The sequence below is a fragment of the Corynebacterium sp. HMSC065H09 genome (assembly GCF_001812845.1).
Lineage (GTDB): Bacteria > Actinomycetota > Actinomycetes > Mycobacteriales > Mycobacteriaceae > Corynebacterium > Corynebacterium jeikeium_D.
This window is the reverse complement of the sequence record NZ_KV810576.1, coordinates 85,477-112,221: the sequence shown is the minus strand read 5'-3', so window position 1 is coordinate 112,221 and position 26,745 is coordinate 85,477. Positions and strand designations below refer to the sequence as shown.

Below are 26,745 nucleotides of genomic sequence, written 5' to 3'. Positions count from 1 at the left end.
ACGACTGTGTGCTCAAGGATATGTCTGGTTCTACTCGTCCGCGGAATCAGGGGTTACGCCCTTGTCCTCGGACATAGATTCGATGGGGTCGTCGCTGCTGTCGAGGTCTGGGGCGGCGTCGGTAAAAATACTGGCGGGCTTCACATTTGATCGCACCACACGCCCCTGGCTCGAGCGCATCCGGCTATGTTCGGGGTCCTCCCCAAGCGCAGGAATCTGCTGGCCAGAATCCCCAATGTCCTCCGACTCGCCAACGTTTGCACCCATCTTTCGTGCCGTCGACCGCGAAGGCAGCGCCGTCGGATCCAGCGGTATATCCCGCGTAGGGCGCCACGACGAACCGTCAATCGCCTGCACCACCGTGGGTTGTGCATTGCTTTGCGACGGCCACTGCGAATCATCCGTGGTTGCATCCGCGGTAGCAGCGGACGAGGACGAAGGAGAATCTGCGTAAACAATTTCCTCAACGTCCAGCGGCTCTTCACCCTTGCTATTCTGCGCGCTGTGACTCTGGGCATGCCCGTTCTGTGAGCTGTGATCCTGCGAATCGTGGTTAGCAGAACCGTTGCGACGCTGATCTGGTACCGCGTGCAAGTGCCCACGCCCGGTTCCATCCGAAATCAAGGAACCAGAGTCAACGGACTGCTCGGTGAGCTGCAAACGAGTGGGATCCCACTGTTTAGTGTCCGGAGCGACGGTTTCGCCTTCCGCTGGTGGCAACCTGCGTGCAATGTCGGAGAAGTCCGACAGCGATGCCAGTGCACCGTCCCAGTCCTCTGGCACCGAATTATCAATCAGCTGAGCCAAGGACCAGGAGTTTTCGGACCACATGCGGGTAATGGCCGGGTGCACGTCGGCAAGCATGCGGGTTGCACGGTCGTCGAAAATGCGATGAATGAGCTCTGGGTCGGTAGCTGCGACTACCAGGCCGGCTTCGGTAGCTACGTGAGGCAGCGTCGTGCCGCCGCTGCGGCGCAACTCGAAAACCTCATCGCTGGATACAGAACGGCGGATGGCGATGGTGGTGATGCCGCCGACATCGGCGAGGTGCATTTCCCGGCCAAAGGCGAAACCGGAGACCACGGCCTTGGCATCGCCGTCCGGCGTACGCTGCCAGTACGACGGCAGCTCATGGTCCACACGGTTATAGACAGAATTACGTTCCTGCGCCCAGGCCTTCCGCAAGTGACGCACACGGCGACCGCTGATACGTCGACGGATAGGGGCCACTGATTGCTGCTGAGCGCGCTGCGGTTGCGCGGGCTGGGTGGGCTCAGTGTGCGGGGTGGCCTGGGTGGCCTGGGTGCGCGCCGCACGATCGGATGATTGCGACACTTCGTCAGTCTCGGCATTTTCGCCGGCTGCAGCCCGGAATTCTGTACCCCCAACAGTTCCAGTGCGAGCGTCAGCAGCGGTGGTGCTGTCGGCCCCTGTGGCAACGGCATCGCCCACTAAACCTGTCTCGGGCTCATCCGCGGTATCGGTATCTTCAGCAGTCACCGACTCGGCTGGCTCCGCGCCAGGCCCTGCTCCAGATTCTGTGCCAGACTCCGCGCCGCTTCGGAGAGTCACGTCCGTTCCCGCATTCAGATCAGCTGCTGCTTCCGATGTTTCGGCAGCACCCGCGTCTTCTGTTGCTTCGGGCATTTCAGCAGTGGCCGCCGGCTCGATTCCCGAGACAGATTCAGGCTCCGTCGGTGTCTTTTCTACAGCTGAAGTCCCCAGTTCTGTCGTCGAAACCTCAGTTTCAGAATCAACTTCAGCGGCGCTATCAGTCTCAGCGGCAACCTCAGAGTCAGCGTCAGCTGCGACATTCGGTCTCGCCACAGAAGTTGTCTCGGGGCTGCCTTGCTCCGAAGAATCCGACTGTTCGGACACAACATCTTCTGCCGCCACACCGGTTACTTCGCCGGTGGAGTCCGAGGGCTCGTCGTAAAGCGATGGCGATGACGGAGACGCCACAGCAGTCTCACTTGTGCTGCGACGGCGGCGGTCGACAACGAACAGCGCGACTGCGGCGATGATGAGAATCGCTGCGAGGGTGAATACTAGGGGAATCATTAATCTCCTAGCTTAAGCCAGAAGCCGTTCTATTTGGTCAGCGACAAGATGCCGTCCCCCGTCTGGCGCAATGCCAATGCCCGAGGAGAAAGCGTACGGGACTCTCTAGGACGGTAAAGGGCGAGGGGCAAAAGCCACATGGACGGCACATCTGGGGCCCTGGGGCGGTCGCCCTGGCCCGGGCCCGCTTAGAAGCGGACGATAGGCAGGCTCGGATTGCCAGCCCACTGGGACCAGCCACCGACATACAGAGAGGCCCCCGTGATGCCCGCTTCTTCCATAGCCTGAATGAACAGCGAGGAATGAAGACCGGAACCGGAGTAGACCGCTACATTGCGACCGTCTTCGATACCGACGGAGGCAAAGCGCTCACGGAGCTGCTCAACAGGCAGGAAGGAGCCGTCGGCATTTTGCAGACTGCGAGCCGCCAGGTTCACGGCACCCGGGATGTGACCTGCCTGCAGATCGACGCGCTCACTACGACCTTCAAAACGGCTGGGCTCACGCGCATCCACCAAAATTCCACGCTCAGACCAGGTGCGCACGTCATCGAGGCTGGCAACAGGCATATTGCCTTCACTCACTGCAATCGTTCCAGGCCGCGGCAGATTTCCGGGCCCGAAGGCAGTCTCGTTTCCATCTGCTTCCCAAGCAGCTAGCCCACCGGTGAGGACACGCACATTCTCCAAACCTGCCCAGCGCAGAATCCACCAAGCACGTGACGCGAACAGTCCATCGCCCGCGTCGTAGACGATCACCAGATGCTCCGAGCGGACTCCCCATCGACGGACGGCATCGCGCACACGCTCGATATCCGGCAACGGGTTGCGACCAGCTTCTCGGCTTGGAACACCTGCTAGGTCCAACTCGGGATCACAGAACACGGCCAGTGGGATGTGAGCCGTGGCGTAGGAGTCATATGGTTTTTTAGCACGCGACCAGCGTGCGTCAACGACGACGATGCGACCGCCGCCGGCAATCTTGTCACGAAGCTCTTGTACCGAGATGGATGTTGTCATAATTCCGGATTCTAAATCGATTGACTTGGTAGCGCGATATGTACGTTATTAAAACTAGGAGCTTGGGAAGGTGTCTGAAGATGCTGCCCACATGGCCGTTTTCATCTCAGGCACCGGCCATGGAATCGGCTGTGCCACCGCAGAAAAACTACTGCACTATGCCGCCAGCGTCGGCACCCCTTTTCTTAACCGCTTCATTAACCCAAAGCTGACTACGAAACGGAAGATCAACCTCTAAGCCAGGCCCCGCCTCCCAATCCGACTACCCACCGGGATCCTGTCCCGTCCCACCATTGCCATCCGCTGTGTCCCTCGTCCGTTTCTCTCGCGCTTTACGACGCAACCAGCGCCCCGGGCTATCGAACGTATCGGGGTCCTCATTGGATTCCGCTTTCCGGTTTCCTTCCTCGTCTTTCGGGGGCACCCAGACCACACGATCAGTAGAGGCCGGCTCACACTCCCCGCTAACCCCGTCCCCTTCGTCAGTTCCTAGAATCTCCGGCACCTCATCCGGCCGGAGCGTCCACCAAGCATTTTCATCACATCGAGCATCATCGATCTTTCGATGCGTACCCGGATCCACCAACGTGAGATTATCCAGGTCAGTGCCACCACCGGAAGCCCACGACTGCACATGGTGAACATCGCACATAGCTCCCGGAGTGCCCATGCCCGGCGCGGAGGAACCTCCTTCCTCTCCAAGAAGGGCCAGATACTGCGGCAAAGTCCCCAGCCTGCGGGATCGACCAAAGTACAAGGTCTGCCCCTCATTCCCCAAGACTTGGAGGAACGAATTTCTATCGACCATCTGTTGCACGGCCTGACTAATGGAAATTCGCACTCCCGCGTCTGAGACCGCTTTACCCGATCCAGGAAGTACAAAATCTTCCCCCTCAGGCAGGGAGACTCCAGCTAACGCTGCCACATCTGCGATATGCGCGACGGTGACCACCGATGTCGTCCCCCGCGCCGGCTGAAGCTCACCGCCCGGTTGAAAGCCCCCATTCACCGCCGCTTCCACGGCATCATGGAAACGCTGCTCCGGATTCCGCTGGTCATCGGCACCTTCTTCGAGCAACCCGCCAGGTCGCGCATAATCTGCCTGCAGCCTTTTGAGCACCGCCGCAAACGAAGGCGTAACCACACCGCTCAACCGGCTCATGCCATCCGGCCCTTGAGCACCGATTTTTAGGCTTCGTTTCCGAGCACGGTCTTCATCCGTATACGGGTCATCAACCCCCAGCATCGCCCGCAGACGGTTCGGCAATTTATTGAGATCATCAACACGGATTTTGTCCACTAAATCTGCAATGTGCTTGTCCAGCAGCCTAGACAGCTGTGCATGCTCCGTTGCCGGCAGCTCGCGAACGGCTTTGTCAATCTTCGCAACAGCATCCGCACCGACAACACCTTCCTCAACTTTCTGACGAAGGTTCGGCATTCGCACATCCTCATTCGCCGGAGCAAACGGATCAACATTCCTACTCAGACGTCCGACGACATTGATACGCTGCCTCGCTTCTGCTCGCGAGATTCGCATCTCCTGCGCTAGCCACGCGATCCTTCGGTGCTCCGCGCTGGGCATCCGCCCTTTCATTGTCTCCACATAAGTCGCATCAATTACTGCGAGTCGTTTTCGCGCTTTCTCAATCGACTTATATGCGTCGTGCGCATGATCCGGTGCAAGTACTTCGAAGTTCTCCACGATGACTGTCGACAGAGCTTCAAACTGCGCAACCGCATCTAAAACCTGCGATGTCGAAAGCGGTCCACCGCCGTTTGACGCCGATGGTGTAGACATTTCCCCACCCCCCTTTTAAAACGCTAGCAATCCGAATCCCCAAATGGACTAACTAATTTCCCTCCCCCACATTATCGCACACCCATTCGACACACCACAACCCCCTAAGTCAACTTTTTCGAACCTTTTTCCGAAACGCTGCCTCGCTTCCAGCGCCTAAACACCCCACCATCCGCCCTGAAAACCCCACCAACTCGCGCAGTCCCTCACCACCCGCGCAGCCCCCACCAAAAACTGCACGCCGAAAACCTAAAACCGCACCACCATCACATCATGGTCCGGGAAGCTCGAGCGCCCCACTAGCTCAAATCCCGCCTTCACATAGGCTTTCGCCGCCCGCGGGTTGGCATCATGGACAGCCAGACTAACCCCCGGGTACCCCAGCTCACGCGCATACTCAAGGAGTCCTGCAATCATCGGCTGCGACAGCCTGCGCCCAACAACACCCGGACGCAGCGCAATCGCTACCTCAGGAATCCGATTTTCCACAAACCCGTACCCCGGATCGTCCTGCGTAAACGTACGCAGCCAGGCTGCCCCCACCGGCACTTCATAGCTCTCGTGCTCTTCGCTTGACGACGAATCCCCGCGCTCCAACCATTCCGTCTTAATGGCGGCCGCACTGTAGGTAGCCTCGCGAGAAACCCTCGGTTCAAATGGGTCAGTGCGGGTCATGTCGCTACTGAGCGACTCGAGGTCAGCGTCGTCAAGCGAAGTGGCGAAAAGGATAACCCCGCCCTGACTCGCGTCCCACTGGTCGACGTACTGACGCCTCGTGACTACATAATCTTCCGGCAGTGGCTGACTTTCATCTCCGAATGTTTCCGTTAGTTCGTCCATCCAGGCAATGAAGGGGAGGTCGGAGTCTGTCGCTGGTCGCCACTGAAAGTTAGTCATATTTGCGCACTATACCGACGCACTCCAGACTGACCGGAATGCAACAAGCACACACGGTCGGTCACAAGACACATAAACCCGGACAATAAAGGCACAAAAAAGGGGCGGTTCAGGAGAAAACTCTCTCAAACCGCCCCAACAAACAGACAACCTGCTCAGCAGTTATCGCCCTGAGTATCAGGCGCCCTAGATTCGGGCTACGCCATCCTCGTCATAGCCGACAACCTTCAGCGACTCGCTATCGTCAGCAACCGTGACCTCTACGCGGTCACCATCGCGAACATCACCGGCGAGCAGTCGACGTGCCAGCTCATCGCCGATTGCCTTCTGCACCAGACGACGCAACGGACGGGCGCCGTAGGCCGGGTCGTAGCCGCGCTCCGACAGCCAATCCAGTGCCTCATCGGAGACATCCAGCACCAGACGACGTGCCTCCAGGCGTTCTGCCAGGTTGCGAACCTGAATGTCCACAATGCCGCGCAGCTGCTCGGAGGTCAGCGGATCGAAGATCACTACATCGTCGAGACGGTTGATGAACTCCGGCTTGAAGGCCATCTTGACCGCATCCATGATCTGCTCATGCGTACCACCAGCACCGAGGTTGGAGGTCAGAATCAGAATCGTGTTTCGGAAGTCCACGGTTCGGCCCTGACCATCGGTCAGGCGACCCTCATCGAGCACCTGCAGGAGCACATCGAACACGTCCGGGTGAGCCTTCTCGACCTCGTCGAAAAGCACGACGGTGTACGGACGGCGACGAACAGCCTCGGTGAGCTGACCGCCAGCGTCGTAGCCGACGTATCCGGGAGGAGCACCAATCAGACGAGCGACAGAGTGCTTCTCGCCGTACTCGGACATATCGATGCGCACCATCGCACGCTCATCGTCGAAGAGGAACTCCGCCAGCGCCTTGGCCAGCTCTGTCTTACCAACGCCAGTTGGACCGAGGAACAGGAAGGAACCAGTCGGACGGTTCGGATCGGCAACACCCGCACGCGAACGGCGGACGGCATCGGAGACAGCCTCCACAGCGGCATTCTGACCAACAACGCGACGGCCGAGGTTGAGCTCCATTTCGAGCAGCTTCTCGGTCTCACCCTGCATCATCTTGCCAGCCGGGATACCCGTCCAGGCGGAGACAACCTCAGCGACTTCCTGAGGCGTGACCTCCTCCTTGAGCATGGAGTTTTCCTCTGCGTCAGCGACCGATTCCTCGGCGGCCTCCAGCTTCTTCTCCAACTCAGGGATGCGTCCGTAACGCAGCTCTGCGACGCGCCCGTAGTCACCTTCGCGCTCAGCCTTTTCGGACTCAGTGCGCAGGGCATCGAGCTCTTCGCGGACGGAGCGGACATCATCAATCGAGGACTTCTCGTTCTGCCAGCGAGTCTTCAGAGCGTTGAGCTTCTCGCGCTCATCTGCAAGTTCCTCACGGAGCTTGTCCAGACGCTCCTTCGACGCGATGTCAGTTTCCTTCTCCAGGGCCATTTCCTCGATTTCGAGGCGGCGCACGATGCGTTCCGCGGAGTCGATTTCCTCCGGCGAGGAGTCAATCTCCATACGCAGACGCGATGCGGCCTCATCAACCAGGTCGATAGCCTTATCCGGCAGGAAGCGGGATGTGATGTAGCGATCCGACAGCGTTGCTGCAGCCACTAGCGCGGAGTCTTGGATACGAACACCGTGGTGGACCTCGTAGCGCTCCTTCAGGCCACGCAGAATACCAATGGCGTCCTCAACGCTCGGCTCACCGACAAAGACCTGCTGGAAACGACGCTCCAGCGCAGCATCCTTCTCGATGTACTTGCGGTACTCATCCAGGGTCGTCGCACCGACCAGCCGCAGCTCACCACGAGCCAGCATCGGCTTAATCATATTGCCCGCATCCATCGAGCCATCACCCGTGGCGCCAGCGCCAACGATGGTGTGAATCTCATCGATGAAGGTAATAATCTGACCGTCGGACTCCTTAATCTCGTCCAGAACCGCCTTCAGGCGCTCCTCGAACTCACCGCGGTACTTCGCACCGGCGACCATAGAGCCCAGATCCAGGCTCATCAGCGTCTTGCCCTTCAGAGATTCCGGCACATCACCTGCAACAATGCGTCGTGCCAGCCCCTCTACAATGGCCGTCTTACCAACGCCCGGCTCACCAATGAGCACCGGATTGTTCTTGGTACGACGACTCAAGACCTGTACCACGCGACGAATCTCCGCATCGCGGCCAATAACTGGGTCAATCTTGCCCTCACGTGCCCGCGCGGTTAAGTCCGTCGCATACTTTTCCAGAGCCTGGTACTGCTCTTCTGGATTCTCCGTTGTTACCTTCCTCGATCCACGCACACTAGTCAGCGCACCCTTTAACGCCTCGGCAGTAGCACCCGCCGACTGCAGCACAGTTGCCGCCTCCGACTGGCCAGTTGCTACACCGATAAGCAGAATTTCCGTGGAAACGTACTCGTCTCCCAGCTCCCCCGCCAGCTCCTCGGCGGCGTTCAGAGCATTAACGGCGTCCCTATTAAACTGTGGGTTCGCCATATTCGCCCCGCTTGCCGACGGGTACCCCGCGACCAACTCCTTAGCGCGGGTCAAAACCCCGGAAGGATTAACGCCCGCTGCTTCAAGCAGTGGAGCCGCAATACCCTCCTTTTGCTCCAGCAGTGCTACCAGAATGTGCCCAGGCCGGATATCCGGGTTACCCGCGCTGGTCGCGGCCTTCATAGCTTCCTGGAGAACTTCTCCAGTCTTAGTTGTTGGTGTAAAACTCATAACTTGCGCCCCTTTGACTCAACTTTGTCATTCACTACCCATAACGCACTCAGCCTTGAGTCTGTTCCACTCAACTTCAAATTTTTCAATTTCCCGACCGTGATTCACACCACACCTATAGCAAAAAGGATTGAGCTCGGCAGCGTCGTTAAGCGTAGTAGCGCGCCGGAAAGCACTAGAAAACGTTGGAAAGCTCCAGAAACCACGTGCGAACACACTCCGACACACCGCCCGACGTCCTCACCAGCACACTCCCGCCGGATTCAACTTCCCCCATGTGAGTGATGGGTGGACAGCGCACTCATACTGTTTTGGTTACCCTAGTAGGTGACATTCCTTCATTCTCACGAAAGGACTCGAATGAACATCGAGCAGGCACGTCAGATGACTGAGGGCAAGGGCTTCATCGCCGCTCTCGACCAGTCCGGTGGATCTACCCCGAAGGCTCTGCGCCTGTACGGCATCAACGAGGATCAGTACTCGAACGAAGATGAAATGTTCGACCTGGTTCACGAGATGCGTACCCGCATCATCACTTCCCCGTCCTTCAACTCTGAGCAGATTATTGGCGCGATTCTCTTCGAGCAGACCATGGATCGCGACATTGAGGGAATCCCGACCGCTCAGTACCTGTGGGAAAAGAAGGGCATCGTCCCGTTCCTGAAGACTGACAAGGGCCTGGCTGACAAGGAAAACGGCGTTCAGCTTATGAAGCCGTGCCCGGGCCTGGATGAGCTGCTGGAGCGCGCTGTCGCTAAGGGCATCTTCGGTACCAAGATGCGTTCCTTCATTGCCGAGGCAAACGAAGAGGGCATCAAGGCCAACATTGCCCAGCAGTTCGAGTTCGGCAAGCAGGTTCTGTCCCACGGTCTGGTTCCGATCCTGGAGCCGGAGGTCGACATCAACGCTGCTGACAAGGCAGAGGCTGAGGACATCGTCCTGCGCGAACTGCTCGCTGGCCTGGATGACCTGGCTGATGACCAGAAGGTCATGATCAAGGTTTCCATCCCGACCAAGGATGACCTGTACAAGCCGCTGATTGAGCACCCGAAGGTCATGCGCGTCGTTGCCCTGTCCGGTGGCTACGAGCGCGAGGACGCCAACGAGCGCCTGTCCCGCAACCACGGCATGATTGCTTCCTTCTCCCGTGCACTGTCTGAGGGCCTGTCCGCTCAGCAGTCCGACGAAGAGTTCAACGCAACTATGGCTGAGTCCGTCAAGGGCATCTACGAGGCTTCGATTTCCTAATCGTCCGTGCTGTGCATCTGCGCTTGTGCGCACCTCTAGGTAGTCGCTAGCGCAATTAAAAACTCCCGCACCAGGTTTTCTTGGTGCGGGAGTTTTTCTGTCGGCGCCTCTGCCCTTACGACAGCACCGTCCTACACCGAGCGCTTCGCAACAGCTGCTTTACGACGCGCATTCACACCACCAATGACAACCGGTAGCACGGAAATTGCAATGACCAGCAACATGATCTTGTCGATGGAACTGGTGATTCCCGGAATGTTGCCCAGCAGCACACCAACAGCGACCATACTGGCGACCCAGCCAATCGCACCGGTGACATTCCAGCCGATGAACTTTCCGTAGGGCATATTCGCAGTGCCCGCCGCCAGCGGAACGTAGGTGCGCACAATGGGAACAAATCGCCCCAGCACCAACGACAGTGGTCCGTACTTGGCAAAGAACTTCTCGGCCGCTTCCAGCCGATTAGTTCGGAGCACCTTGGCATTGTCGCTGAACAGTTTGCGGCCGAAGGAGTGGCCTAAGAAGTAACCGACTTGATCACCCAGCACCGCGGCAATAATACCGATAACCAGCACCTGCCAGGTGTGGACATCTAGCTCTGACCTTAAGACGGCAGCAGTGACCAACAGCGAGTCACCGGGCAGAAAAGGAAAGAGCACACCGGACTCAATAAAGATGATGAGTCCAAGCCCCGCAAGCACCCAAGGGCCAAACCCCTGGAGTAGAGCTTCGGGGTCTCCGATACCGGAGAGGAATCCAGAAAAATCCATAACGGCAATCTTTTCAGCAACAACTATCGATTCTGCTGAGCTAATTAGAGTATTTTGCTGAGAGTTTTTCTGGGTACTGTGTTTTAATCGCGCCCCTGATAGTCAAATACCGGCAGCGACCAGCCACGCCAAAGCGCCGCTAGTCGAATGAACAGTGCGGACAGCACCGCACAGATGATGTTGATGTTCTCGTGCAGGCCAACCATGTCGAGCACGTAGTAAAGCGTCGCCGCGACGACTGCGATGGAGGCATAGAGCTCCTTTTGAAACACCAGCGGGACGCGGTCACACATCAGGTCGCGGAGCACACCTCCAAACGCACCGGTAAGAACGGCGCCGACAATAGCGATGATGACGCCGTGCCCCATTTCCATGGCCACGCGGGCACCAATGATGGAAAACGCCGACAAACCGATTGCGTCAGCGACCAAGAACACGACCCGGAAGTGCTTCATCAGGAAGTCGGCCAACAGCACCGTGATCAGTGCTGCACCGACAATAACCAGCAAATACTGTGGGCTTGCAACCCACACCAACGGATAGTGACCGAGAATGACATCGCGCAGGGTACCGCCGCCGATAGCAGTCATGCACGCAATTGTTGAAACTCCAAAGAGATCCATGCGCATTCGACCGGCCGCTAGTGCGCCGGTGACGCCTTCGGCCGTAATTCCGATGACCCAGAGGATGTGGAGCAGCATGATAAGAAATATAAAGGACTTCGCCCGAATCGGTAGAACTATAGGCTAATATCCCGCAATCTTCGCCCCCTCGACTCGGCCCGCTTCATTGCTTCCCGGCTAGCCCTGATCGCGAATTTCCAGCACCGGAATCGAGCGACGAATCCGCTCCACCTCCGCTATATCCACATCGGCCACAAGCAACTGCGGGTCGTAGCCCGCCGAGGCAATAACTCCGCCGTCCGCATTGACCAACATGGAGTGCCCCGCGCCGGTCGGCCCCTCATCTTTCCCCGCGGCCTTCGCCCCACCAGGCCGGGCTGCATCGACTGCCGCAATCACACAAGTGCTATCCAGTGCGCGTGCCGACACCAGCGTCTGCCACTGCCTTACCTTGCCCGGGCCGTCATTCCACGATGCAGGCAGCGCGATGACCTCTGCGCCCAGGTTGGCCAGTTGAATGAATTGCTCCGGGAACCTGATGTCAAAGCATGTCGCAAGACCGAGGGCGACCGACGATCCGTCGGCAAGCGGGACATCACAGACCACGTGCGCGTTGCCCGGCGCGACAGTATCCGATTCGCGAAACCCAAAAGCGTCGAAGAGGTGGAGTTTGTCGTAGAACTCGACACCGGGGCCGTCCTCATCACGCCAAGCCAGGAGCAGCGAATTGAAGACGCGGTGCATCGTCTTACCGTCGCGCTCCACTTCATCTGCCGGGCGGAACATGCCGACTACCACGCTGATTCCGGCATCGTGAGCGGCCTGCGAGACCTCCGCTACGAACCTATCGCTGCTGGACTCCGCCACGGCATCCAGGCGACCGGAATTGAACGCCTTCATCGTGGCCTCGGGGAAGACCACCAAATCGGCGTTGTCCTGTGCTGCTCGCGCGATAGTCACCTTCACCGCGTCCAGATTCTCTTCAACCGATGCTGACAATTCCAACTGAGCCAGTGCAATACGCATGCCTAAATGTTACCGGCTCCCCCCCGGATTGACTGTCCTGAAGTTATCCACAGGACGTCGCCGTGCGTTGCTATCGCTCAGAGTTATCCACAGTTCGCTGAAGATGCTCTTCCGCTGCCTTTCGCCACCCAGCAGAATCAAAAACATGGCCGAACACATCACAGTCAATCCAGCTCAACTATCCGCCTTAAGCCGCTCTTACCAGCAGATCTCCACTCGTATTGATGGTCTTTCCACCATCGTCGCAGCTGCCCCGGGAAGTGCCGACCTCACCTCTGCCCTGCCCGGCTCACGGATTGTCCCCGCTGCCTCCACTACTTGTGGGAAGTGGTCGGAATCATTGCTTGCCGCGTGCACAAACATCGACGTTATTGCGCAGGCTGCCGATGCCCTCGCGGTCAGCGCTCTCGCGCACGAGCGTGACCAGTCCGCCACCTTGGAAAAGCCGTCATGGTCACGGTAGGCGAAGCGCTGCTGTGGCGTGTGGATTCGCTGGAGATCCTCGCCCGGGCGCTGCGTTCCGGGGCGCGCGCCCTCACCGATTCCGCCGACAGTTCCCAGGGCGCACTCAACGCGCTTTCAGAGGATGACTTCGCCGGCGACAACCGCAGCGCCGCCGAGGCTTCTGTCACCCACAGCTCCACGCGTCTGCGCCGGAGCAGCGTAGCGCTCGAACGTCTCGCCGCCTGCTGCAGCGATACCGCCGCCATGCTTAACGACGTCATCCGCGAACTTACCGACGCGGTAAACCAGGCAACCAACCTGGGGTTTCAGGTGAATCTGGTTTCTGGTGCGGTGACTCCGCCGGAGGGCATGCTGTCTACGATTGCGCGCAGCCTCGTTCATCCCAAAATTCCTTCCGGGCCTTTCACCATGGCCGAATGGCGTGCAACCTCGCAGCTTCGGATTCAGTCGGCCTTGGCTGAACTCAACCGACTCGATGAGAAGGCGGCGGGCGCAATCTCAGCTCTTTCACCACTGGTGGCAAGCGGAGCTAGTGGCTCGGGTAGATTGCAGCCATCGCAGGCTGGTCGTAGTACTGGCACCACTAGCGACAAAGAGATTGACGGTGGTTGGGACTTGGAAGTTGGGAGCGGATGGGCTGGGGCGTATTCGAGTAGCCCGCTATCAGAGATAGATGCCGCCATGTCCGCTCGCGCCAGGGCTTTGGGGCTGCCTCCTGGACAACTATTGGAGTCCTCGCCTGGACATTCTGCGATTGCGTTCGGTGACGTTGAGCGAGCATCGACTGTGATCACTCTCGTCCCCGGTACCAGCTCTAGCGCGGAGGACGCTAGCAGGCAGTTCGAGCGTGTAGCCGCGACCTTCCACGCCGCCGGTGGAGATCCGGAGGATGTGGCGGTGGTGTTGTTTTCCTATGACGCGCCACCCAACCTCCGTGAGGCCATACGCACCGAGTATCACAATTTTGCTGCAGAGCGGCTGCAGCACTTGCAAGCCGGTTTGATTGAGCGTTCCGGTGGTGTCGATAGCGGTGACACTGCAATTGCCGGCGGTGTTACTAGCCACGGCACGTCTTCGAATCAGGAGGTCTCCGGTAATCCAAGCAACGCCGCTACTCATTCCCAAACCCAGTCTCCTACTCAGCGGCACGTTGTCGCCGGCTATAGCTATGGAGCGACGGTGGTCTCGCAGGCTTCCCTTGGTAGTGGCCTCTACGCGGATAGGGTGCTGCTCATAGCTCCGCCAGGTGTTGGCCCTGGACTGGAGCGCGCAAACGACATGAAACTGCTCAAGCCGGACGGTACAGCCCGACCCGAATATGAAAATAGCCACCGTGTGGCGGTGGCGACGTCCCCGATGGACCCCATTCGTATTCCTGCCGAACTGGAGATTCATGGGAAAAACCCGGCGGATAAAGACTTCGGCGCGTACACACTCAACCTGAGTGAGCGTGGCCTGTCCATGCGAGACTTGGCCGAATTCATGGTCACTCCCGTGCAGGATATTCCTCAAAAGTATCGGCACGTTCAGGGCAACCCACACATCGAACACTACTTTGACGATGAAGTTTTCACTCGCGAGACCAACCGGTGGCTAACTGATAGCTGACCGGCGTCTCAGATCAACAGTTGCTTATCCGCGGCCCAAATTAACAAGCCAAGAGAAAACGGACTAACCAGCCGACGCTGCTTAGTCCGTTCAATCACCCGTGTGGGTTATCCTCCCCAACACGATCACCTCTGCGCCCGCGCCGCGTGCGCGGCTCCCACATCACCACGGCCGTAGAGCGTGGGACGTGAACCAGTTCGCCACGCGAGCGGCGAGCCTGTGCCTTTGCTTGATAGAGCTGCTCTCTCAGTTCTGCATTTTCCTGCTCAAGCGAATCCACCCGCTCAGTCAGGTCGATGATGGCCTTAATACCGGCCAGGTTGACGCCGTCTTCCTGACTCAGACGCTGAATCTCACGCAGCAGCGCCACATCGCGTTTGGTGTAGCGCCGACCTCCGCCGGAGGTGCGCTGCGGAGTTACTAACCCGAGTCGGTCATAATTACGCAGCGTCTGCGCATGCATGCCGGCGAGATTCGCGGCTACGGATATGACATAGACCTCAGTGTTGTCGGACATTATTTCGCACCTGCCCACCCCTCACGAGGATTGAACCCGCTAGCACGCTCCGCTTCGACGTAGGAGCGCAATGCCGAAGTGGCATTGTCATCCAAATTGGTCGGTACCTTCACGCGCACGGTCACTAGCAGATCACCCGGAGTGCCATTGCGCTTTGGGATACCCCGACCGCGCACACGCAGTGTTCGGCCATCGGCTGTGCCAGCCGGCACACGCACACGAATCTTGTCACCCAACGTCGGCACAGTAATGGTGCCGCCGAGTGCGAGTTCGCCGAAGCTCACCGGTACCGTGACCTCAAGGTCATTGCCGCTGCGGGTGAAGACTTCATCCGGGCGAACATGAACGGTGACAAAGAGGTCACCGGCCGGACGCCCTCGCAGTCCCGCTTCACCTTGGCCAGCAAGACGAACCTTCTGGCCGTCCACCACACCTGCGGGGACGCGAACGGTGATGGTACGACGACGGGTGGTCACACCGGTGCCGTTACACTGCGAGCAGGGATTCTCAATGCGAGTTCCCTGGCCACCACAGTCCGCACACGGACTGGAGAAGCCAAAGGCCCCCTTTTGCTCCTTGACATACCCCGAACCGTGACAGGTAGTACACGTCACCGGCGAGGTTCCCGGCGCTGCACCCGAACCATTGCAGTTCGTGCATGGCGACGGGTTGGTGAGCTGCAGCGGGATAGTGACACCTTGGGCGGCCTCGCGGAAATCGAGCGTAATCTCTGTCTCCACATCCGCACCACGGCGGGCCTTCTGCCGGCCGGCAGCACCAGCGCCACCATTGCGGTTTACGAAGCCGCCCAGGAAATCACCTAGGCCACCTGCACCACCAGCATTGCCACCGAATCCGGCACCTCCTCCGAAGAGATCCGACACGTCGAAGTCGAATCCACGTCCACCGGCAGCACCGGCTCCGCCGGCACCTGCGGCACCGGGGAATCGGAAACCACCTGCGAGCGCTGCACGCAGCTCATCGTATTCGCGGCGCTTGTCCTCGTCACCGACCACCGAGTATGCCTCGGAGATTCGCTTGAACTTATCTTCAGCAGCCTTGTTGCCCGGGTTCTTATCCGGGTGGTTCTCCCGGGCTAACTTGCGGTAGGCCTTTTTAATCTCGTCGAGTGACGCAGACTTAGAGACGCCCAAGTCAGCGTAATAGTCCTTATCTGCCCATTCCCGTTGAGTCATGGTGCATCTCCTCCTTTCAAAAAACTAATTCAAAGAAATCTGCGTCACTTGTGTCTCCGCTACTGCGGATCGCCGATGATTACCATCGCCGTACGGATGACACGGTCATTAATGCGGTAGCCCTTGCGCAGCACATTGGCTAGAACCTTGTCATCCCCTTCGGAGAGATCCTGGACAGCCTCGTGGATGTCCGGGTCGAATTCCTCTCCTGCAGCACCAAACTCCTCAACCCCCTGTGCGGTCAGCACACCGCGGAACTTATCCGCGAAAGCCTTCAGCGGGGTGCCGTCTGCCAAGTCGCCGTGCTCTTCAGCCCGGTCGAGGTCATCAGCCAAAACCAGCAGTTCTCCAGCCAGCTTTGCCTTTGCCTGTACGCGCTCGGCCTCACGGTCTCGGTCAACTCGACGACGGTAGTTTGCGAACTCCGCCGACAGGCGCTGCAGGTCCTCCGTACGCTCATCCAACTCACGCTGGATGGCTGCAACTGGGTCTGCAGCTTCCTCCGCGGCGGTGTCGCCGGCGGCATTTTCGGTCGCCGGCTCCACGTCGTCGTCAAGCTTGGCCTGCTCGAAGACCTCGTTGACCTGATCGGCCAGGTTGGCCGGCTCCTCCGGGGTGGGCTGGTTTCCCTGATCCTGGTCAGTCATTCTTACTTGTCCTTCTCGTCCTCGTCGACGACCTCAGCGTCAACGACGTTGTCGTCAGCGTCAGCGGCCTCAGCACCCTCGGCTGCGGTTGCACCCTCAGCTGCCTGAGCCTCGTAGATAGCCTTACCCATCTCCTGGCTCTCGGTGGACAGCTTCTCGACGGCGGACTTGATGGCCTCGATGTCGGAGCCCTTCAGAGCCTCGTCGACTTCCTTGGCAGCCTCTTCAACGCGGTCGCGGATGTCCTGGGAAACCTTGTCCTCGTTCTCCGATGCGAACTTGCGGGTCTGGTAAGCCATGGACTCAGCCGAGTTGCGGACTTCCTGCTCCTCGCGGCGCTTCTTGTCCTCGTCAGCGTGCTTCTCAGCGTCCTTGATCATCTGGTCGATCTCCTCCTTGGAGAGGCCGGAGCCGTCCTGGATGGTGATCGTGTTTTCCTTACCAGTGCCCTTGTCCTTAGCGGTGACGTGGACAATGCCGTTGGCGTCGATGTCGAAGGTGACCTCAATCTGCGGGACACCACGCGGTGCCGGAGCGATACCGCCCAGCTCGAAAGAGCCCAGCAGCTTGTTAGCTGCAGCCATCTCACGCTCGCCCTGGAAGACCTGAATCTGAACGCTCGGCTGGTTGTCTTCAGCAGTGGTGAAGGTCTCCGAACGCTTGGTCGGGATAGTGGTGTTGCGTTCGATCAGCTTGGTCATGACACCGCCCTTGGTCTCAATACCCAGCGACAGCGGGGTGACGTCGAGCAGCAGCACGTCCTTGACCTCACCGCGCAGAACGCCGGCCTGCAGAGCAGCACCAACTGCGACAACCTCGTCCGGGTTAACGCCCTTGTTCGGCTCACGACCACCGGTCAGTTCCTTGACCAGCTCGGAGACTGCCGGCATACGGGTGGAACCACCGACCAGCACGACGTGGTCAATGTCGGAAACCGAAACATCAGCGTCAGCAATGACCTGCTGGAACGGCTTACGAGTGCGGTCAAGCAAATCAGAGGTGATGCGCTGGAACTCAGTACGGGACAGGGTCTCGTCCAGGAACAGCGGGTTCTTGTCAGCATCAACGGTGATGTACGGCAGGTTGATAGATGCCTGCTGCGAGGAGGACAGCTCAATCTTGGCCTTCTCAGCAGCCTCACGCAGACGCTGCAGAGCCATCTTGTCCTTGGTCAGGTCAATGCCGTTGCTGGACTGGAACTTCTCAACCAACCAGTCAACGATGCGCTGATCCCAGTCATCGCCACCGAGCTTGTTGTCACCAGCAGTTGCGCGAACCTCAACAACACCGTCGCCGATCTCCAGCAGGGAGACGTCGAAGGTACCGCCACCGAGGTCGAAGACCAGAATGGTCTGCTCCTTGTCGGACTTCTCCAGACCGTAAGCAAGTGCAGCAGCAGTCGGCTCATTGACAATGCGCAGGACGTTCAGGCCAGCAATCTGACCCGCTTCCTTGGTTGCCTGACGCTCAGCGTCGTTGAAGTAAGCCGGAACGGTAATAACCGCATCAGTGACGTCGTCACCCAGGTAAGACTCAGCGTCGCGCTTCAGCTTCATCAGCGTACGAGCGGAAATCTCCTGCGGAGTGTACTTCTTGTCATCAATCTCGATGCTCCAGTCAGTACCCATGTGGCGCTTGACCGAACGAATAGTGCGATCAACGTTAGTGACAGCCTGGTTCTTAGCGGACTGGCCAACCAGGACCTCACCATTCTTTGCAAATGCAACCACCGACGGAGTGGTGCGCGAACCCTCAGCGTTCGCAATCACCTGAGCCTCGCCGCCCTCGAGGACGGAGACACAGGAGTTCGTCGTACCCAAGTCAATACCAACAGCGCGTCCCATGATGAACACCTTTCTAGAAGAGTAAAAGAATTGCCCTTAAGTCTTACGCGCTCAAGTCTGCATTGCCGTAGAAAATCTGTCAAGCAAACTTGAGTGTGTCCGACTCAATGTTTGTCATGCTATGCAACGGACTATGGGACAAAGTTATTCCAACCCGACTCAACTTTTCTAAAAAAACCGTCATCACCGCAGGTCACCGCGATAAAAGATTTTTACAAGACTATGCTCTAAAGCCACTCACGGTAGCCGACAGCGCAATTTTCTATACAGAATCCTGCCTCTGGACTCCAGGGGGACAAAGAATTTCCTAGCACTAGCCCTGGGAACTTTCCTGCACAGCGAACCGACTAATCCCCTGACGTGTTTTGCAGCCACCGGCTCATCAACAGGCCATGCCCTTGTTACCCCATGGCCTGACACCGAATCAGCTCTGGCGGCTCCACTAATACATGTCTAAATTCTCCCCATTTACGGGGCGATTGAGCCAAGAATTCATCCCACTTATTTAGGAGTTTTTCGTGCCTCAGAATGCACAGCGACACCATTTCCCCTTTTTCCGTGGGCTCGCAGTAGCGTCGGCAAGCGCCGCACTAACCCTCGCCTTCCCTGCCATTGCATCCGCACATGTGCATGCAACCCCGTCGTCTGCCCCGATTGGCGGCTACGCGGATCTGGCTTTCGGGGTCGGCCATGGCTGCGACGGTTCGCCGACGACGAAGGTCGAGTTCACCATCCCGGAGGAGTTCGAAAAGGTTACGCCGAACGTGAACGCGAACTGGGATGTCACCAAGGAGTCGACCGGCTCTGGCAAGAATGAAAAGGTGCAGAAGGTCATCTACACCGCAAAGACTCCACTGCCGTCGGACCTGAAGGATTCTCTGACGCTCAGCGTGAAGGTGGCTGATGACGCAAAGCCGTCGACAGTTGAGGTGCCGACGCTGCAAACCTGTGAAAAGGGTTCGATGAACTGGGCTGAAAAGGACCACGATAGTGACTACCCGGTTCCAACTGTGGAGCTGATTGAGAAGTCGGAAGACAATGAACATAGCCACGGCCACGACCACAGCCACAACCATGGCACCAGCGAGACAAACCACGGCGATAGCCGCTCAGACGACGTGGAGCATTCCGCAGCTGCTACCAGCGAGGATTCGAGCAGCACGCTTGGCGGCTGGGGCCTGGGGCTCGGCCTCGTGGGCGCGCTGACCGGTATTGCCGCATTGGTAGTTTCACTGCGTAAGCGAGGTTAAGACCACAGGCGGATTGCCACTCGGGAATCCGCCTTCACCGCGGCACTGCCGCCCATGCCTTCACAGAGCTCACCCCATGCGAGCACATAGAGCCGGCCGATCTTGACAATGCACGCCGGAGGATAATCCGTGCTGTCGGCTCGTCGTTTCGGTCGACGCAGTGAACGGACAATGCAAAGCTCTCAAACAATGACGGCTGAATCACGCATCTAGGCTCGGATTGAGTTAGGCGAAGCTTTATGGCGTATTCGAAAACCGTTCGAAGGCAGTGGGAGGATTACACTGGCAAAACAGCAAAAACTCGAGCTGGGAACCCCGTCCCATCCTTTGGCTTCGGCCAGGAGGCAACCACGAGAGCCCCCGTTTCCGGCACCTGGTCGAGCCCAGCCAGAAGTTCAATCTGCCATCGGTCACGCCCTAATAGATAGAGTTCCGTCGGCAAGCTGCCACCATGAGCCACGATGCCGGGGTCCGTATCAGTGGTCTCGTGCCCAATCGCCACAACGCCACGGTTGTCTATCAACCATTCGACAACCTCAACGTTCCATCCTGGGTAGTGAGTCACGCCCTCTTCATCCGCATTGGCCATTGCCTCAGCGTCAGGCCACCGCTTTGACCAGTCACTGCGAAATGCGACAAATGCACCGCCCGGAATCAAACCATTGCGTTCCTCCCACGCCTCGACATCAGCAATCGAAGGGGAGAAATCATTATCCCGAGCGACTTCAGCAGTGAAATCTAGGACGACCAAAGGCAGGATCATCTGCTCGACGCCAATATTGTCAAGAGTTCTCGTCTCTTGGACGAAATGCACAGGCGGATCCACATGCGTACCCCACTGGCCAACAAACTGATACTGGTCGATTTCAAATCCATGCTCAGCAACGGTGAAAAGCCGTGTTCGCTGTTCGTCGGGAAGCGCAGGGAATTTCGGCTGACCGGCGTGAAACGCGTGAGTCAAGTCAACATAGGTGTGGTTTTCCCGAAGCTTGCGAGCAATGTCCCATAGTTCGTGCGTGTTTGCGGTGTTCTTGTTCGACATAAAGCGAAGTATATAGACAAAGCTGTCTAGTTAGCCAATATGGCCACCGGCACATCGAGCACTAAAAGACACCAACTCGCCCCACCCTGCACCTATCAGCTCAAACAGCCTGACGACACCCGCTACCGCAGGTACCCTCGCATACAGGAAAGACTTTTCAAGCCGCAGCCACGTTCTTCAGATTTTGGAATTGCGGGCTACATACACAACTTTCACCAAACTCAAGCCATCCCAAAGGAGTATCTAATGACCACCTACGAAAACATCCTTACCGAAACCCGAGGTCGCGTCGGCATTATCACCCTGAACCGCCCGAAGGCACTGAACGCCCTGAACCACAAGACCATGGAAGAGATCGGCGCAGCAGCCACCGCTTTCGACAACGACTCGGGAATCGGCGCGATTATCATCACCGGCTCCGAGAAGGCGTTTGCCGCAGGTGCGGACATTAAGGAGATGGCGGACAAGTCCGGCACCGAGATGTATGTCTCTGACTGGTTCGCACGTTGGGATGTTCTGACTTCCGTCCGCACTCCAGTTATCGCCGCCGTCAACGGCTACGCCCTGGGCGGTGGCTGCGAGGTCGCTATGATGGCGGACTTCATCATCGCTGGCGCTAAGGCCAAGTTCGGTCAGCCTGAGGTCAACCTCGGCATCTCTCCGGGCATGGGCGGCTCGCAGCGTCTCACCCGCGCAATCGGCAAGGCTAAGGCAATGGAGATGTGCCTCACCGGCCGCATGATGGGTGCCGAGGAAGCTGAGTGCGCAGGTCTGGTCGCCCGCGTCGTCGAGCCGGACGCGCTTCTCGACGAGGCCCTGAAAGTCGCCGACACCATTGCGTCGAAGTCTCTGGTTGCCACTACCCAGATTAAGGAACAGATCAACCAGGCCTACGAAATGACGCTGTCGCAGGGACTGCTCTTTGAGCGTCGCACCTTCCACTCCCTGTTCTCCTCCAATGACCAGAAGGAAGGCATGGCCGCTTTCACTGAAAAGCGCGAGGCAAACTTCACCAATTCCTAGAAACTGCTAGTTCACAGTCGACGGGACTGCCAGCCACAGAGCCGAGTTGTCGGCGGCAGCATAGGTGTCTCGTGCACGCGGTGTGTGCGTTGGAGAAGTCACAATGACAGCAGCACGAACGCCACGGGCTCCCGATCCTGCAAGGTATGCAGTGCCTGCCGCGTTTTCAACGGTGGAGTCTGAGTTTGCTTCCATCGTGATTCGTCGCTTCCACACTCCCATAGATGCAAGCGCATCACGCATGTACTCAGCCTCAGTCTGGCAGCCCGGCCGAGTACGACCACCCGTGACGACGACCGGGTTAAGCGGATGACGCAGCGCCAGCGAACGTGCAGTTTCCAATCGGGACGTCAACACAGCAGGAGCACTGCAGTCGGGATTGAGACGGGCCCCGAGCACAATAATCGGCACCTGAGGATCAAGTAACGCAGTCTCCGCAGCTGCACGTCCGACCGGGGAAACCACCACTGGAGTCGCAAGCGAGCTATTGAACGCCTTGACTGCGACTGCACTGACCGGATTGGCGTTTGCCACTGCGCCCGAGCCAAAGACCGCACTCGCAGTAAGAATAAGGCCAGCTCCAGCCATAGCGATTGCACGGAAAGATCGCGCCATTAAAGTCCCTCTCAAGAAAAGTGGCACGGAAAAATCCATACCCCACATGCCATTTAGAATCAGGCGGATAAATCCGCAGTATCACGCCGCTAATACTAGGCGCTACACAAAATGGCGCCTACATAAGAATTACGCGGGGGTGGCCAGGCACTCTCTTCGCCACCAAAATAGCACGCCGCCTACCAGGTAAATTGCGGACGTAGAGGCTTTTAAATCCACTTGGGATTCATAAAAGTGAGTTACATTTAATGACTTTTTCGTTAACTGCCAGCAAATCCCGGGATCCAATAGCAAATTATCCACCAAAACACAGGTACAGAAGTCACTATTGTTATTTAAGTTAAGGATGTAACGCATGTGAATAGATGTCCGCTTCAGTCAATCTTCAAAAATCAACACGCCACCGAACATCTTCTCCACCTCGCAACACAGCCCCACCCCTGCACTCCAGCACTACCCCCACAATGCGTCCGCAAAACATCGAATCGACAACACTCGACAACTACATACACGCAACTCCGCCGCCACTTCCGCCTACAAATGCGTGACGACGAAAGTGCCGCGCGCCGTCGTCAAGCGAAGGCGTCAACCCCCTCGAACCCCTCTCGAATAAAACAACGATTTTTTTGCGTAATTCGTCAAATAACCGCTGGTTACACCGTGTATCGATGAATTCAGCACTATTTTGCACATTAGTTAGGTAAGCGTCCGCGGCTCGTGATAGAACTCACAAGAGAACTATTTTCACTCAGCCATCACCCTGGCTGAGCCAGCCTAGAAGGAACATTATGAGCGTGCTCAACCTCGCCGCGGCGACGGCTGACACGGCGATTCCGGAATCTACCGGATTCACCGTCGCAGTCGGCGTTATTGGCGTCCTGTTGTCCCTGCCCTGCTGGTTCATCTTTATTAAGGGATTCACCCATATGGTGAAGACCATCATGGTGGGCCAAAAGACGTACGGTCACACCGGTGAATGGGGAACCCGTATTTGGACCATGATCCGAGAGATCGTCGGTCACACCAAGATGGCCAAGAAGCCCGGCGTTGCTGTGGCTCACTGGTTCGTCATGGTGGGCTTCCTCCTCGGTTCCCTAGTGTGGTTCGAGGCGTACATTCAGACCTTCTGGCCAGCCGGTGGTTGGCCAATCCTCAGGAATCTGACCGCCTGGCACTTCATCGACGAACTGCTCGGCCTGGGCACCACCCTGGGCATCCTGGCACTGATTCTCGTCCGCCAGACCAACCTGGGCAAGGAGCGTCTGAGCCGCTTCTACGGATCCAACGCCAAGGCTGCCTACTTCGTTGAGGCCGTCGTCCTCATCGAGGGCCTGGGCATGATGTTCGTCAAGGCTGCCAAGCTGGCTACCTACGGCGACCACGGTCACACTGGCGCCGAGGTCTGGACCTGGGCGAACTTCGTCACCGGTGGTATCGCACAGATTCTGCCGGCCTCCGAAGTCATGGTGTCCATCTTCGCGCTGATTAAGCTGCTGTCCGGTATGGTCTGGCTCTTCGTTGTTGGCCGCAACCTAACTTGGGGTGTCGCATGGCACCGCTTCCTGGCGTTCGCCAACATCCTGCTCAAGCGCAACGCTGACGGCTACAACGCCCTCGCTGGGGCTAAGCCGATGACCTCTAACGGCGAAATCCTGAACCTGGAAGAGGCTGACCCGGAGGTTGACTCCATGGGCACCGGCGTAGTCACCGACCACTCCTGGAAGGCTCTGCTGGACTTCACCTCCTGCACCGAGTGTGGTCGCTGCCAGGAGCAGTGCCCGGCATGGAACACTTCCAAGCCGCTGTCCCCGAAGCTGCTGGTTAACCAGCTGCGTGACCACGCTTACGCTTCTGCCCCGTACCTGTTGGCTGGCGAGACCATCGAAACCGCTCGCGAGGGCGAAGGTGCTGGCGCAGCACTCCTGACCAAGCCGCTGGTTGGCGACGGCGACGAGGGCATCATCGACCAGGACGTTCTGTGGTCCTGCACCAACTGTGGTGCCTGTGTTGAGCAGTGCCCGGTTGACATTGAGCACATCGACCACATCGTTGATATGCGTCGCTACCAGGTCCTGGTGGAGTCGGACTTCCCGACCGAGCTGGCTGGCCTGTTCAAGAACCTTGAGACCAAGGGCAACCCGTGGGGCCAGAACGCTTCCACTCGCGCCGACTGGATCAATGAGGTCCGCAAGGAAGGCGTCGTTGTCCCGATTTGGGGCGAGGATGTCGAGAGCTTCGACGATACCGAGTACCTGTTCTGGGTCGGTTGTGCCGGTGCTTACGACGACAATGCGAAGAAGACCACCAAGGCTGTTGCAGAGATGCTTTACACCGCAGGTGTGAAGTACGCTGTGCTCTCCCAGGCCGAGGGTTGTACTGGCGACTCCGCTCGCCGTGCTGGTAACGAATTCCTCTTCCAGATGTTGGCTGAGCAGAACATCGAGCAGCTCGACGAGGTCTTCGACGGTGTGCCGCCTAAGCAGCGCAAGATTGTCGTCACCTGTGCGCACTGCTTCAACACCTTCAAGAACGAGTACCCGGAGCTGGGCGGACAGTACGAAGTTGTCCACCACACCCAGCTGCTGAACAAGCTGGTTCGTGCTAACCGCCTGCAGCCGGTTGCTTCGGGTCAGGGCCGCCAGGTCACCTACCACGACCCATGCTTCCTGGGCCGCCACAACAAGGTATTCGAAGCTCCGCGTGAGCTGATTGGCGCGTCCGGCGCCAACCTCGTCGAAATGCCACGTAATAAGAACACCGGCTTCTGCTGTGGTGCTGGTGGCGCTCGCATGTGGATGGAAGAGACCATCGGTCAGCGCATCAACGTAAACCGCACCGAAGAGGCTGTCGGAACCGGCGCTGAGGCAATTGCCATCGGCTGCCCGTTCTGTAAGACGATGATGAACGATGGCGTCAACAACGTCATCGAGGACGACGAGAAGAAGCCGGAGGTCCTGGACATCGCCCAGATGCTCCGCGACTCCGTGAAGGTCGACGGCGAGCTGCCGCAGGCACGCGAACCGGAGTGGATTGAGCAGCCGGAGCGTGGCTGGGTCGATCCGAAGAAGGCTGAAGAGGAAGAGCGTCAGCGCCTCGAGGAAGAGGAAGCTAAGCGCAAGAAGGCTGAGGCTGCCGAGAAGAAGAAGGCAGAGAAGGCTTCCGCTGCCGGCGCTGGTGCCGCAGCTGCTGGTGCTGCTGCAGGCGCTGCCGCCAAGGGTGGCGCTCCGACTCCGGGTGGTGCTCCGAAGCCGGGTGGTGCCAAGGGCGGCGCACCGACCCCAGGTGGTGCCAAGAAGGGCGCTCCGACTCCGGGTGGCGCTCCAAAGCCAGGCGGTGCCAAGGCCGGCGCACCAACTCCGGGTGGCGCCAAGAAGGGTGCTCCTGCTCCGGGTGGCGCTCCGAAGCCAGGCGGCGCCAAGGCCGGCGCCCCGGTTCCAGGTGGTGCAAAGGGCGGCGCCCCGACCCCAGGCGGTGCCAAGAAGGGTGCTCCAGCTCCGGGCGGCGCTCCGAAGCCAGGCGGAGCAAAGGCCGGCGCACCGGTTCCAGGTGGCGCTAAGAAGGGCGCTCCAGTTCCGGGCGGCGCCAAGGCCGCTAAGCCGGCCGCGCAGGCAGAGCCAGCAGCTGCAGAAACCGAAGCTCCGGCTGAGGCTCCGAAGGCAACCAAGGGCGCTCCGATTCCGGGTGGCGCACGCAAGGGTGCCCCGGTTCCAGGTGGTGCTAAGAAGGCAGCCCCGGCCGCCAAGCCGAAGGCCGAGGAAACCGCTCCCGCCGAGGACACCGCTGCTGAAGTAGCGGCCACCGAGTCCGAGCAGCCAGCAGCTGACCAGCCAGCAGCTGAGCAGCCGAAGACCGCATCCGGTGCTCCGGTTCCGGGCGGCGCACGCAAGGGCGCTCCAATCCCGGGTGGCGCACGCAAGGCCAAGCCAGTCGCTAGCACCCCTGCCCCGGCAGCAGAGGAAACCGAAGCTCAGGAGGCTCCTGCTCAGCCAGTGGCAGAGCAGGCTCCGGCGCAGCCAGAGGTTACTGAACAGCAGTCGGCGGAAGATGCCGCCTCCACCGAGCAGGCCACTGAGGCCCCAGCCGAGGAGACGCAGGCGCCGTCGGCAAGCGCTAAGAACCTTCCGCGCAACCAGCACGGAGTTCCGCTGCCAGGATCGGCGCGTCGTAAGTAGCACTCGCTAAGTAAGCAAAAATCCGCCCGAGAGGTTATTCTTCCCGGGCGGATTTTTTGTGCTTTACGACGACCCCTGCGCCACGGCATTAATCATGCAAATGGCACTCTCAACCGCACTGACAATATATTGATTACTGCATATTGATTACTGCA

General features: G+C 58.6%; 21 protein-coding genes. 7 read left to right on the top strand and 14 right to left on the bottom strand.

All coding sequences use genetic code 11. From position 1 onward, the window contains the following. Nucleotides 1–30 precede the first annotated feature (30 nt). Together HMPREF2878_RS01730 and HMPREF2878_RS01725 are read right to left on the bottom strand one after the other, a co-directional pair. Nucleotides 31–2,061, bottom strand: coding sequence for a hypothetical protein (locus HMPREF2878_RS01730; protein ID WP_070652749.1), 2,031 nt, complete (start codon nucleotides 2,059–2,061; stop codon nucleotides 31–33). Between the two features lie 188 nt (nucleotides 2,062–2,249). Next, on the bottom strand, nucleotides 2,250–3,080 hold the full coding sequence (locus HMPREF2878_RS01725; protein ID WP_049169848.1) for a sulfurtransferase: 831 nt from the start codon (nucleotides 3,078–3,080) through the stop codon (nucleotides 2,250–2,252). 70 nt (nucleotides 3,081–3,150) lie between these two features. On the opposite strand from HMPREF2878_RS01725, the gene HMPREF2878_RS11375 reads away from it, so the two are divergent. After that, a complete protein-coding gene (locus HMPREF2878_RS11375; protein ID WP_210387010.1) occupies nucleotides 3,151–3,318 on the top strand; it encodes a hypothetical protein in 168 nt (55 codons plus the stop codon). Nucleotides 3,319–3,342: 24 nt separating this feature from the next. Here HMPREF2878_RS11375 and HMPREF2878_RS01720 read toward each other — a convergent pair whose 3' ends face one another. From HMPREF2878_RS01720 to clpB, 3 genes are all read right to left on the bottom strand, one after another. Beyond that, nucleotides 3,343–4,881, bottom strand: coding sequence for an HNH endonuclease signature motif containing protein (locus HMPREF2878_RS01720; RefSeq protein WP_049169846.1), 1,539 nt, complete (start codon nucleotides 4,879–4,881; stop codon nucleotides 3,343–3,345). A 249-nt stretch (nucleotides 4,882–5,130) separates the two neighbouring features. Further along, nucleotides 5,131–5,778, bottom strand: a complete 648-nt coding sequence (locus HMPREF2878_RS01715) for a GNAT family N-acetyltransferase (protein WP_048734476.1) — start codon at nucleotides 5,776–5,778, stop codon at nucleotides 5,131–5,133. A gap of 186 nt (nucleotides 5,779–5,964) precedes the next feature. After that, a complete protein-coding gene (clpB, locus tag HMPREF2878_RS01710) occupies nucleotides 5,965–8,544 on the bottom strand; it encodes an ATP-dependent chaperone ClpB (protein WP_070549988.1) in 2,580 nt (859 codons plus the stop codon). A 360-nt stretch (nucleotides 8,545–8,904) separates the two neighbouring features. Between clpB and HMPREF2878_RS01705 the strand changes: the two genes are divergently transcribed. After that, nucleotides 8,905–9,792 carry a fructose bisphosphate aldolase gene (locus HMPREF2878_RS01705; RefSeq protein WP_038626781.1) on the top strand — a complete coding sequence of 296 codons (888 nt, stop codon included), beginning with the start codon at nucleotides 8,905–8,907 and terminating at the stop codon, nucleotides 9,790–9,792. A 131-nt stretch (nucleotides 9,793–9,923) separates the two neighbouring features. On the opposite strand, the gene HMPREF2878_RS01700 is transcribed toward HMPREF2878_RS01705, so the two are convergent. The 3 genes from HMPREF2878_RS01700 to HMPREF2878_RS01690 all read right to left on the bottom strand — a co-directional run bounded on the left by HMPREF2878_RS01700 (nucleotide 9,924) and on the right by HMPREF2878_RS01690 (nucleotide 12,211). Continuing rightward, the gene (locus tag HMPREF2878_RS01700; RefSeq protein ID WP_016421557.1) at nucleotides 9,924–10,562 is read right to left on the bottom strand and encodes a DedA family protein; all 639 of its coding nucleotides are present in this window, start codon (nucleotides 10,560–10,562) and stop codon (nucleotides 9,924–9,926) included. 83 nt (nucleotides 10,563–10,645) lie between these two features. After that, nucleotides 10,646–11,263: a trimeric intracellular cation channel family protein gene (locus HMPREF2878_RS01695; RefSeq protein ID WP_016421558.1), complete on the bottom strand. Its 618-nt coding sequence runs from the start codon at nucleotides 11,261–11,263 to the stop codon at nucleotides 10,646–10,648. Nucleotides 11,264–11,362: 99 nt separating this feature from the next. Continuing rightward, nucleotides 11,363–12,211 carry a carbon-nitrogen hydrolase family protein gene (locus HMPREF2878_RS01690; RefSeq protein ID WP_070652748.1) on the bottom strand — a complete coding sequence of 283 codons (849 nt, stop codon included), beginning with the start codon at nucleotides 12,209–12,211 and terminating at the stop codon, nucleotides 11,363–11,365. Between the two features lie 145 nt (nucleotides 12,212–12,356). On the opposite strand from HMPREF2878_RS01690, the gene HMPREF2878_RS01685 reads away from it, so the two are divergent. Together HMPREF2878_RS01685 and HMPREF2878_RS01680 are read left to right on the top strand one after the other, a co-directional pair. Beyond that, nucleotides 12,357–12,674, top strand: a complete 318-nt coding sequence (locus tag HMPREF2878_RS01685; protein WP_070652747.1) for a hypothetical protein — start codon at nucleotides 12,357–12,359, stop codon at nucleotides 12,672–12,674. Beyond that, nucleotides 12,662–14,284, top strand: coding sequence for an alpha/beta hydrolase (locus tag HMPREF2878_RS01680; protein ID WP_070652746.1), 1,623 nt, complete (start codon nucleotides 12,662–12,664; stop codon nucleotides 14,282–14,284). The genes HMPREF2878_RS01685 and HMPREF2878_RS01680 overlap by 13 nt, the downstream gene beginning before the upstream one ends. Nucleotides 14,285–14,378: 94 nt before the next feature. Here the strand turns inward: HMPREF2878_RS01680 and HMPREF2878_RS01675 are convergent, their stop codons facing one another. The 4 genes from HMPREF2878_RS01675 to dnaK are packed head-to-tail and all read right to left on the bottom strand — an operon-like array spanning nucleotide 14,379 to nucleotide 18,488. Next, the gene (locus HMPREF2878_RS01675; protein WP_038626791.1) at nucleotides 14,379–14,801 is read right to left on the bottom strand and encodes a heat shock protein transcriptional repressor HspR; all 423 of its coding nucleotides are present in this window, start codon (nucleotides 14,799–14,801) and stop codon (nucleotides 14,379–14,381) included. Next, nucleotides 14,801–15,997 (bottom strand): molecular chaperone DnaJ, encoded by a 1,197-nt coding sequence (gene dnaJ / locus HMPREF2878_RS01670; RefSeq protein WP_070652745.1) that lies wholly within the window; start codon nucleotides 15,995–15,997, stop codon nucleotides 14,801–14,803. Before dnaJ ends, HMPREF2878_RS01675 begins: the two co-directional genes overlap by 1 nt. A 59-nt stretch (nucleotides 15,998–16,056) precedes the next feature. Then, complete coding sequence (gene grpE / locus HMPREF2878_RS01665; protein WP_038626795.1) at nucleotides 16,057–16,644, bottom strand: nucleotide exchange factor GrpE; 588 nt, start codon at nucleotides 16,642–16,644, stop codon at nucleotides 16,057–16,059. A 2-nt stretch (nucleotides 16,645–16,646) separates the two neighbouring features. After that, on the bottom strand, nucleotides 16,647–18,488 hold the full coding sequence (gene dnaK, locus HMPREF2878_RS01660; RefSeq protein ID WP_048734453.1) for a molecular chaperone DnaK: 1,842 nt from the start codon (nucleotides 18,486–18,488) through the stop codon (nucleotides 16,647–16,649). A 518-nt stretch (nucleotides 18,489–19,006) separates the two neighbouring features. Here dnaK and HMPREF2878_RS01655 point away from each other — a divergent pair. Continuing rightward, nucleotides 19,007–19,738, top strand: coding sequence for a YcnI family protein (locus HMPREF2878_RS01655; RefSeq protein ID WP_049171733.1), 732 nt, complete (start codon nucleotides 19,007–19,009; stop codon nucleotides 19,736–19,738). A 277-nt stretch (nucleotides 19,739–20,015) separates the two neighbouring features. Here the strand turns inward: HMPREF2878_RS01655 and HMPREF2878_RS01650 are convergent, their stop codons facing one another. Then, nucleotides 20,016–20,780: a cyclase family protein gene (locus HMPREF2878_RS01650; protein WP_049171735.1), complete on the bottom strand. Its 765-nt coding sequence runs from the start codon at nucleotides 20,778–20,780 to the stop codon at nucleotides 20,016–20,018. 246 nt (nucleotides 20,781–21,026) lie between these two features. On the opposite strand from HMPREF2878_RS01650, the gene HMPREF2878_RS01645 reads away from it, so the two are divergent. Then, complete coding sequence (locus HMPREF2878_RS01645; RefSeq protein WP_049193758.1) at nucleotides 21,027–21,803, top strand: enoyl-CoA hydratase; 777 nt, start codon at nucleotides 21,027–21,029, stop codon at nucleotides 21,801–21,803. 6 nt (nucleotides 21,804–21,809) lie between these two features. Here the strand turns inward: HMPREF2878_RS01645 and HMPREF2878_RS01640 are convergent, their stop codons facing one another. After that, nucleotides 21,810–22,418: a YdcF family protein gene (locus tag HMPREF2878_RS01640; RefSeq protein ID WP_070652744.1), complete on the bottom strand. Its 609-nt coding sequence runs from the start codon at nucleotides 22,416–22,418 to the stop codon at nucleotides 21,810–21,812. Between the two features lie 788 nt (nucleotides 22,419–23,206). On the opposite strand from HMPREF2878_RS01640, the gene HMPREF2878_RS01635 reads away from it, so the two are divergent. Next, nucleotides 23,207–26,590 carry a heterodisulfide reductase-related iron-sulfur binding cluster gene (locus tag HMPREF2878_RS01635; RefSeq protein ID WP_070652743.1) on the top strand — a complete coding sequence of 1,128 codons (3,384 nt, stop codon included), beginning with the start codon at nucleotides 23,207–23,209 and terminating at the stop codon, nucleotides 26,588–26,590. Nucleotides 26,591–26,745: the final 155 nt, after the last annotated feature.

Coding starts and splice junctions, on each gene's coding strand:
- HMPREF2878_RS01730 (WP_070652749.1), bottom strand. CDS start 2,061: ATGATTCCCCTAGTATTCACCCTCGCAGCGATTCTCATCATCGCCGCA.
- HMPREF2878_RS01725 (WP_049169848.1), bottom strand. CDS start 3,080: ATGACAACATCCATCTCGGTACAAGAGCTTCGTGACAAGATTGCCGGC.
- HMPREF2878_RS01720 (WP_049169846.1), bottom strand. CDS start 4,881: ATGTCTACACCATCGGCGTCAAACGGCGGTGGACCGCTTTCGACATCG.
- HMPREF2878_RS01715 (WP_048734476.1), bottom strand. CDS start 5,778: ATGACTAACTTTCAGTGGCGACCAGCGACAGACTCCGACCTCCCCTTC.
- clpB (WP_070549988.1), bottom strand. CDS start 8,544: ATGAGTTTTACACCAACAACTAAGACTGGAGAAGTTCTCCAGGAAGCT.
- HMPREF2878_RS01705 (WP_038626781.1), top strand. CDS start 8,905: ATGAACATCGAGCAGGCACGTCAGATGACTGAGGGCAAGGGCTTCATC.
- HMPREF2878_RS01700 (WP_016421557.1), bottom strand. CDS start 10,562: ATGGATTTTTCTGGATTCCTCTCCGGTATCGGAGACCCCGAAGCTCTA.
- HMPREF2878_RS01695 (WP_016421558.1), bottom strand. CDS start 11,263: ATGCTGCTCCACATCCTCTGGGTCATCGGAATTACGGCCGAAGGCGTC.
- HMPREF2878_RS01690 (WP_070652748.1), bottom strand. CDS start 12,211: ATGCGTATTGCACTGGCTCAGTTGGAATTGTCAGCATCGGTTGAAGAG.
- HMPREF2878_RS01685 (WP_070652747.1), top strand. CDS start 12,357: ATGGCCGAACACATCACAGTCAATCCAGCTCAACTATCCGCCTTAAGC.
- HMPREF2878_RS01680 (WP_070652746.1), top strand. CDS start 12,662: ATGGTCACGGTAGGCGAAGCGCTGCTGTGGCGTGTGGATTCGCTGGAG.
- HMPREF2878_RS01675 (WP_038626791.1), bottom strand. CDS start 14,801: ATGTCCGACAACACTGAGGTCTATGTCATATCCGTAGCCGCGAATCTC.
- dnaJ (WP_070652745.1), bottom strand. CDS start 15,997: ATGACTCAACGGGAATGGGCAGATAAGGACTATTACGCTGACTTGGGC.
- grpE (WP_038626795.1), bottom strand. CDS start 16,644: ATGACTGACCAGGATCAGGGAAACCAGCCCACCCCGGAGGAGCCGGCC.
- dnaK (WP_048734453.1), bottom strand. CDS start 18,488: ATGGGACGCGCTGTTGGTATTGACTTGGGTACGACGAACTCCTGTGTC.
- HMPREF2878_RS01650 (WP_049171735.1), bottom strand. CDS start 20,780: ATGTCGAACAAGAACACCGCAAACACGCACGAACTATGGGACATTGCT.
- HMPREF2878_RS01645 (WP_049193758.1), top strand. CDS start 21,027: ATGACCACCTACGAAAACATCCTTACCGAAACCCGAGGTCGCGTCGGC.
- HMPREF2878_RS01640 (WP_070652744.1), bottom strand. CDS start 22,418: ATGGCGCGATCTTTCCGTGCAATCGCTATGGCTGGAGCTGGCCTTATT.
- HMPREF2878_RS01635 (WP_070652743.1), top strand. CDS start 23,207: ATGAGCGTGCTCAACCTCGCCGCGGCGACGGCTGACACGGCGATTCCG.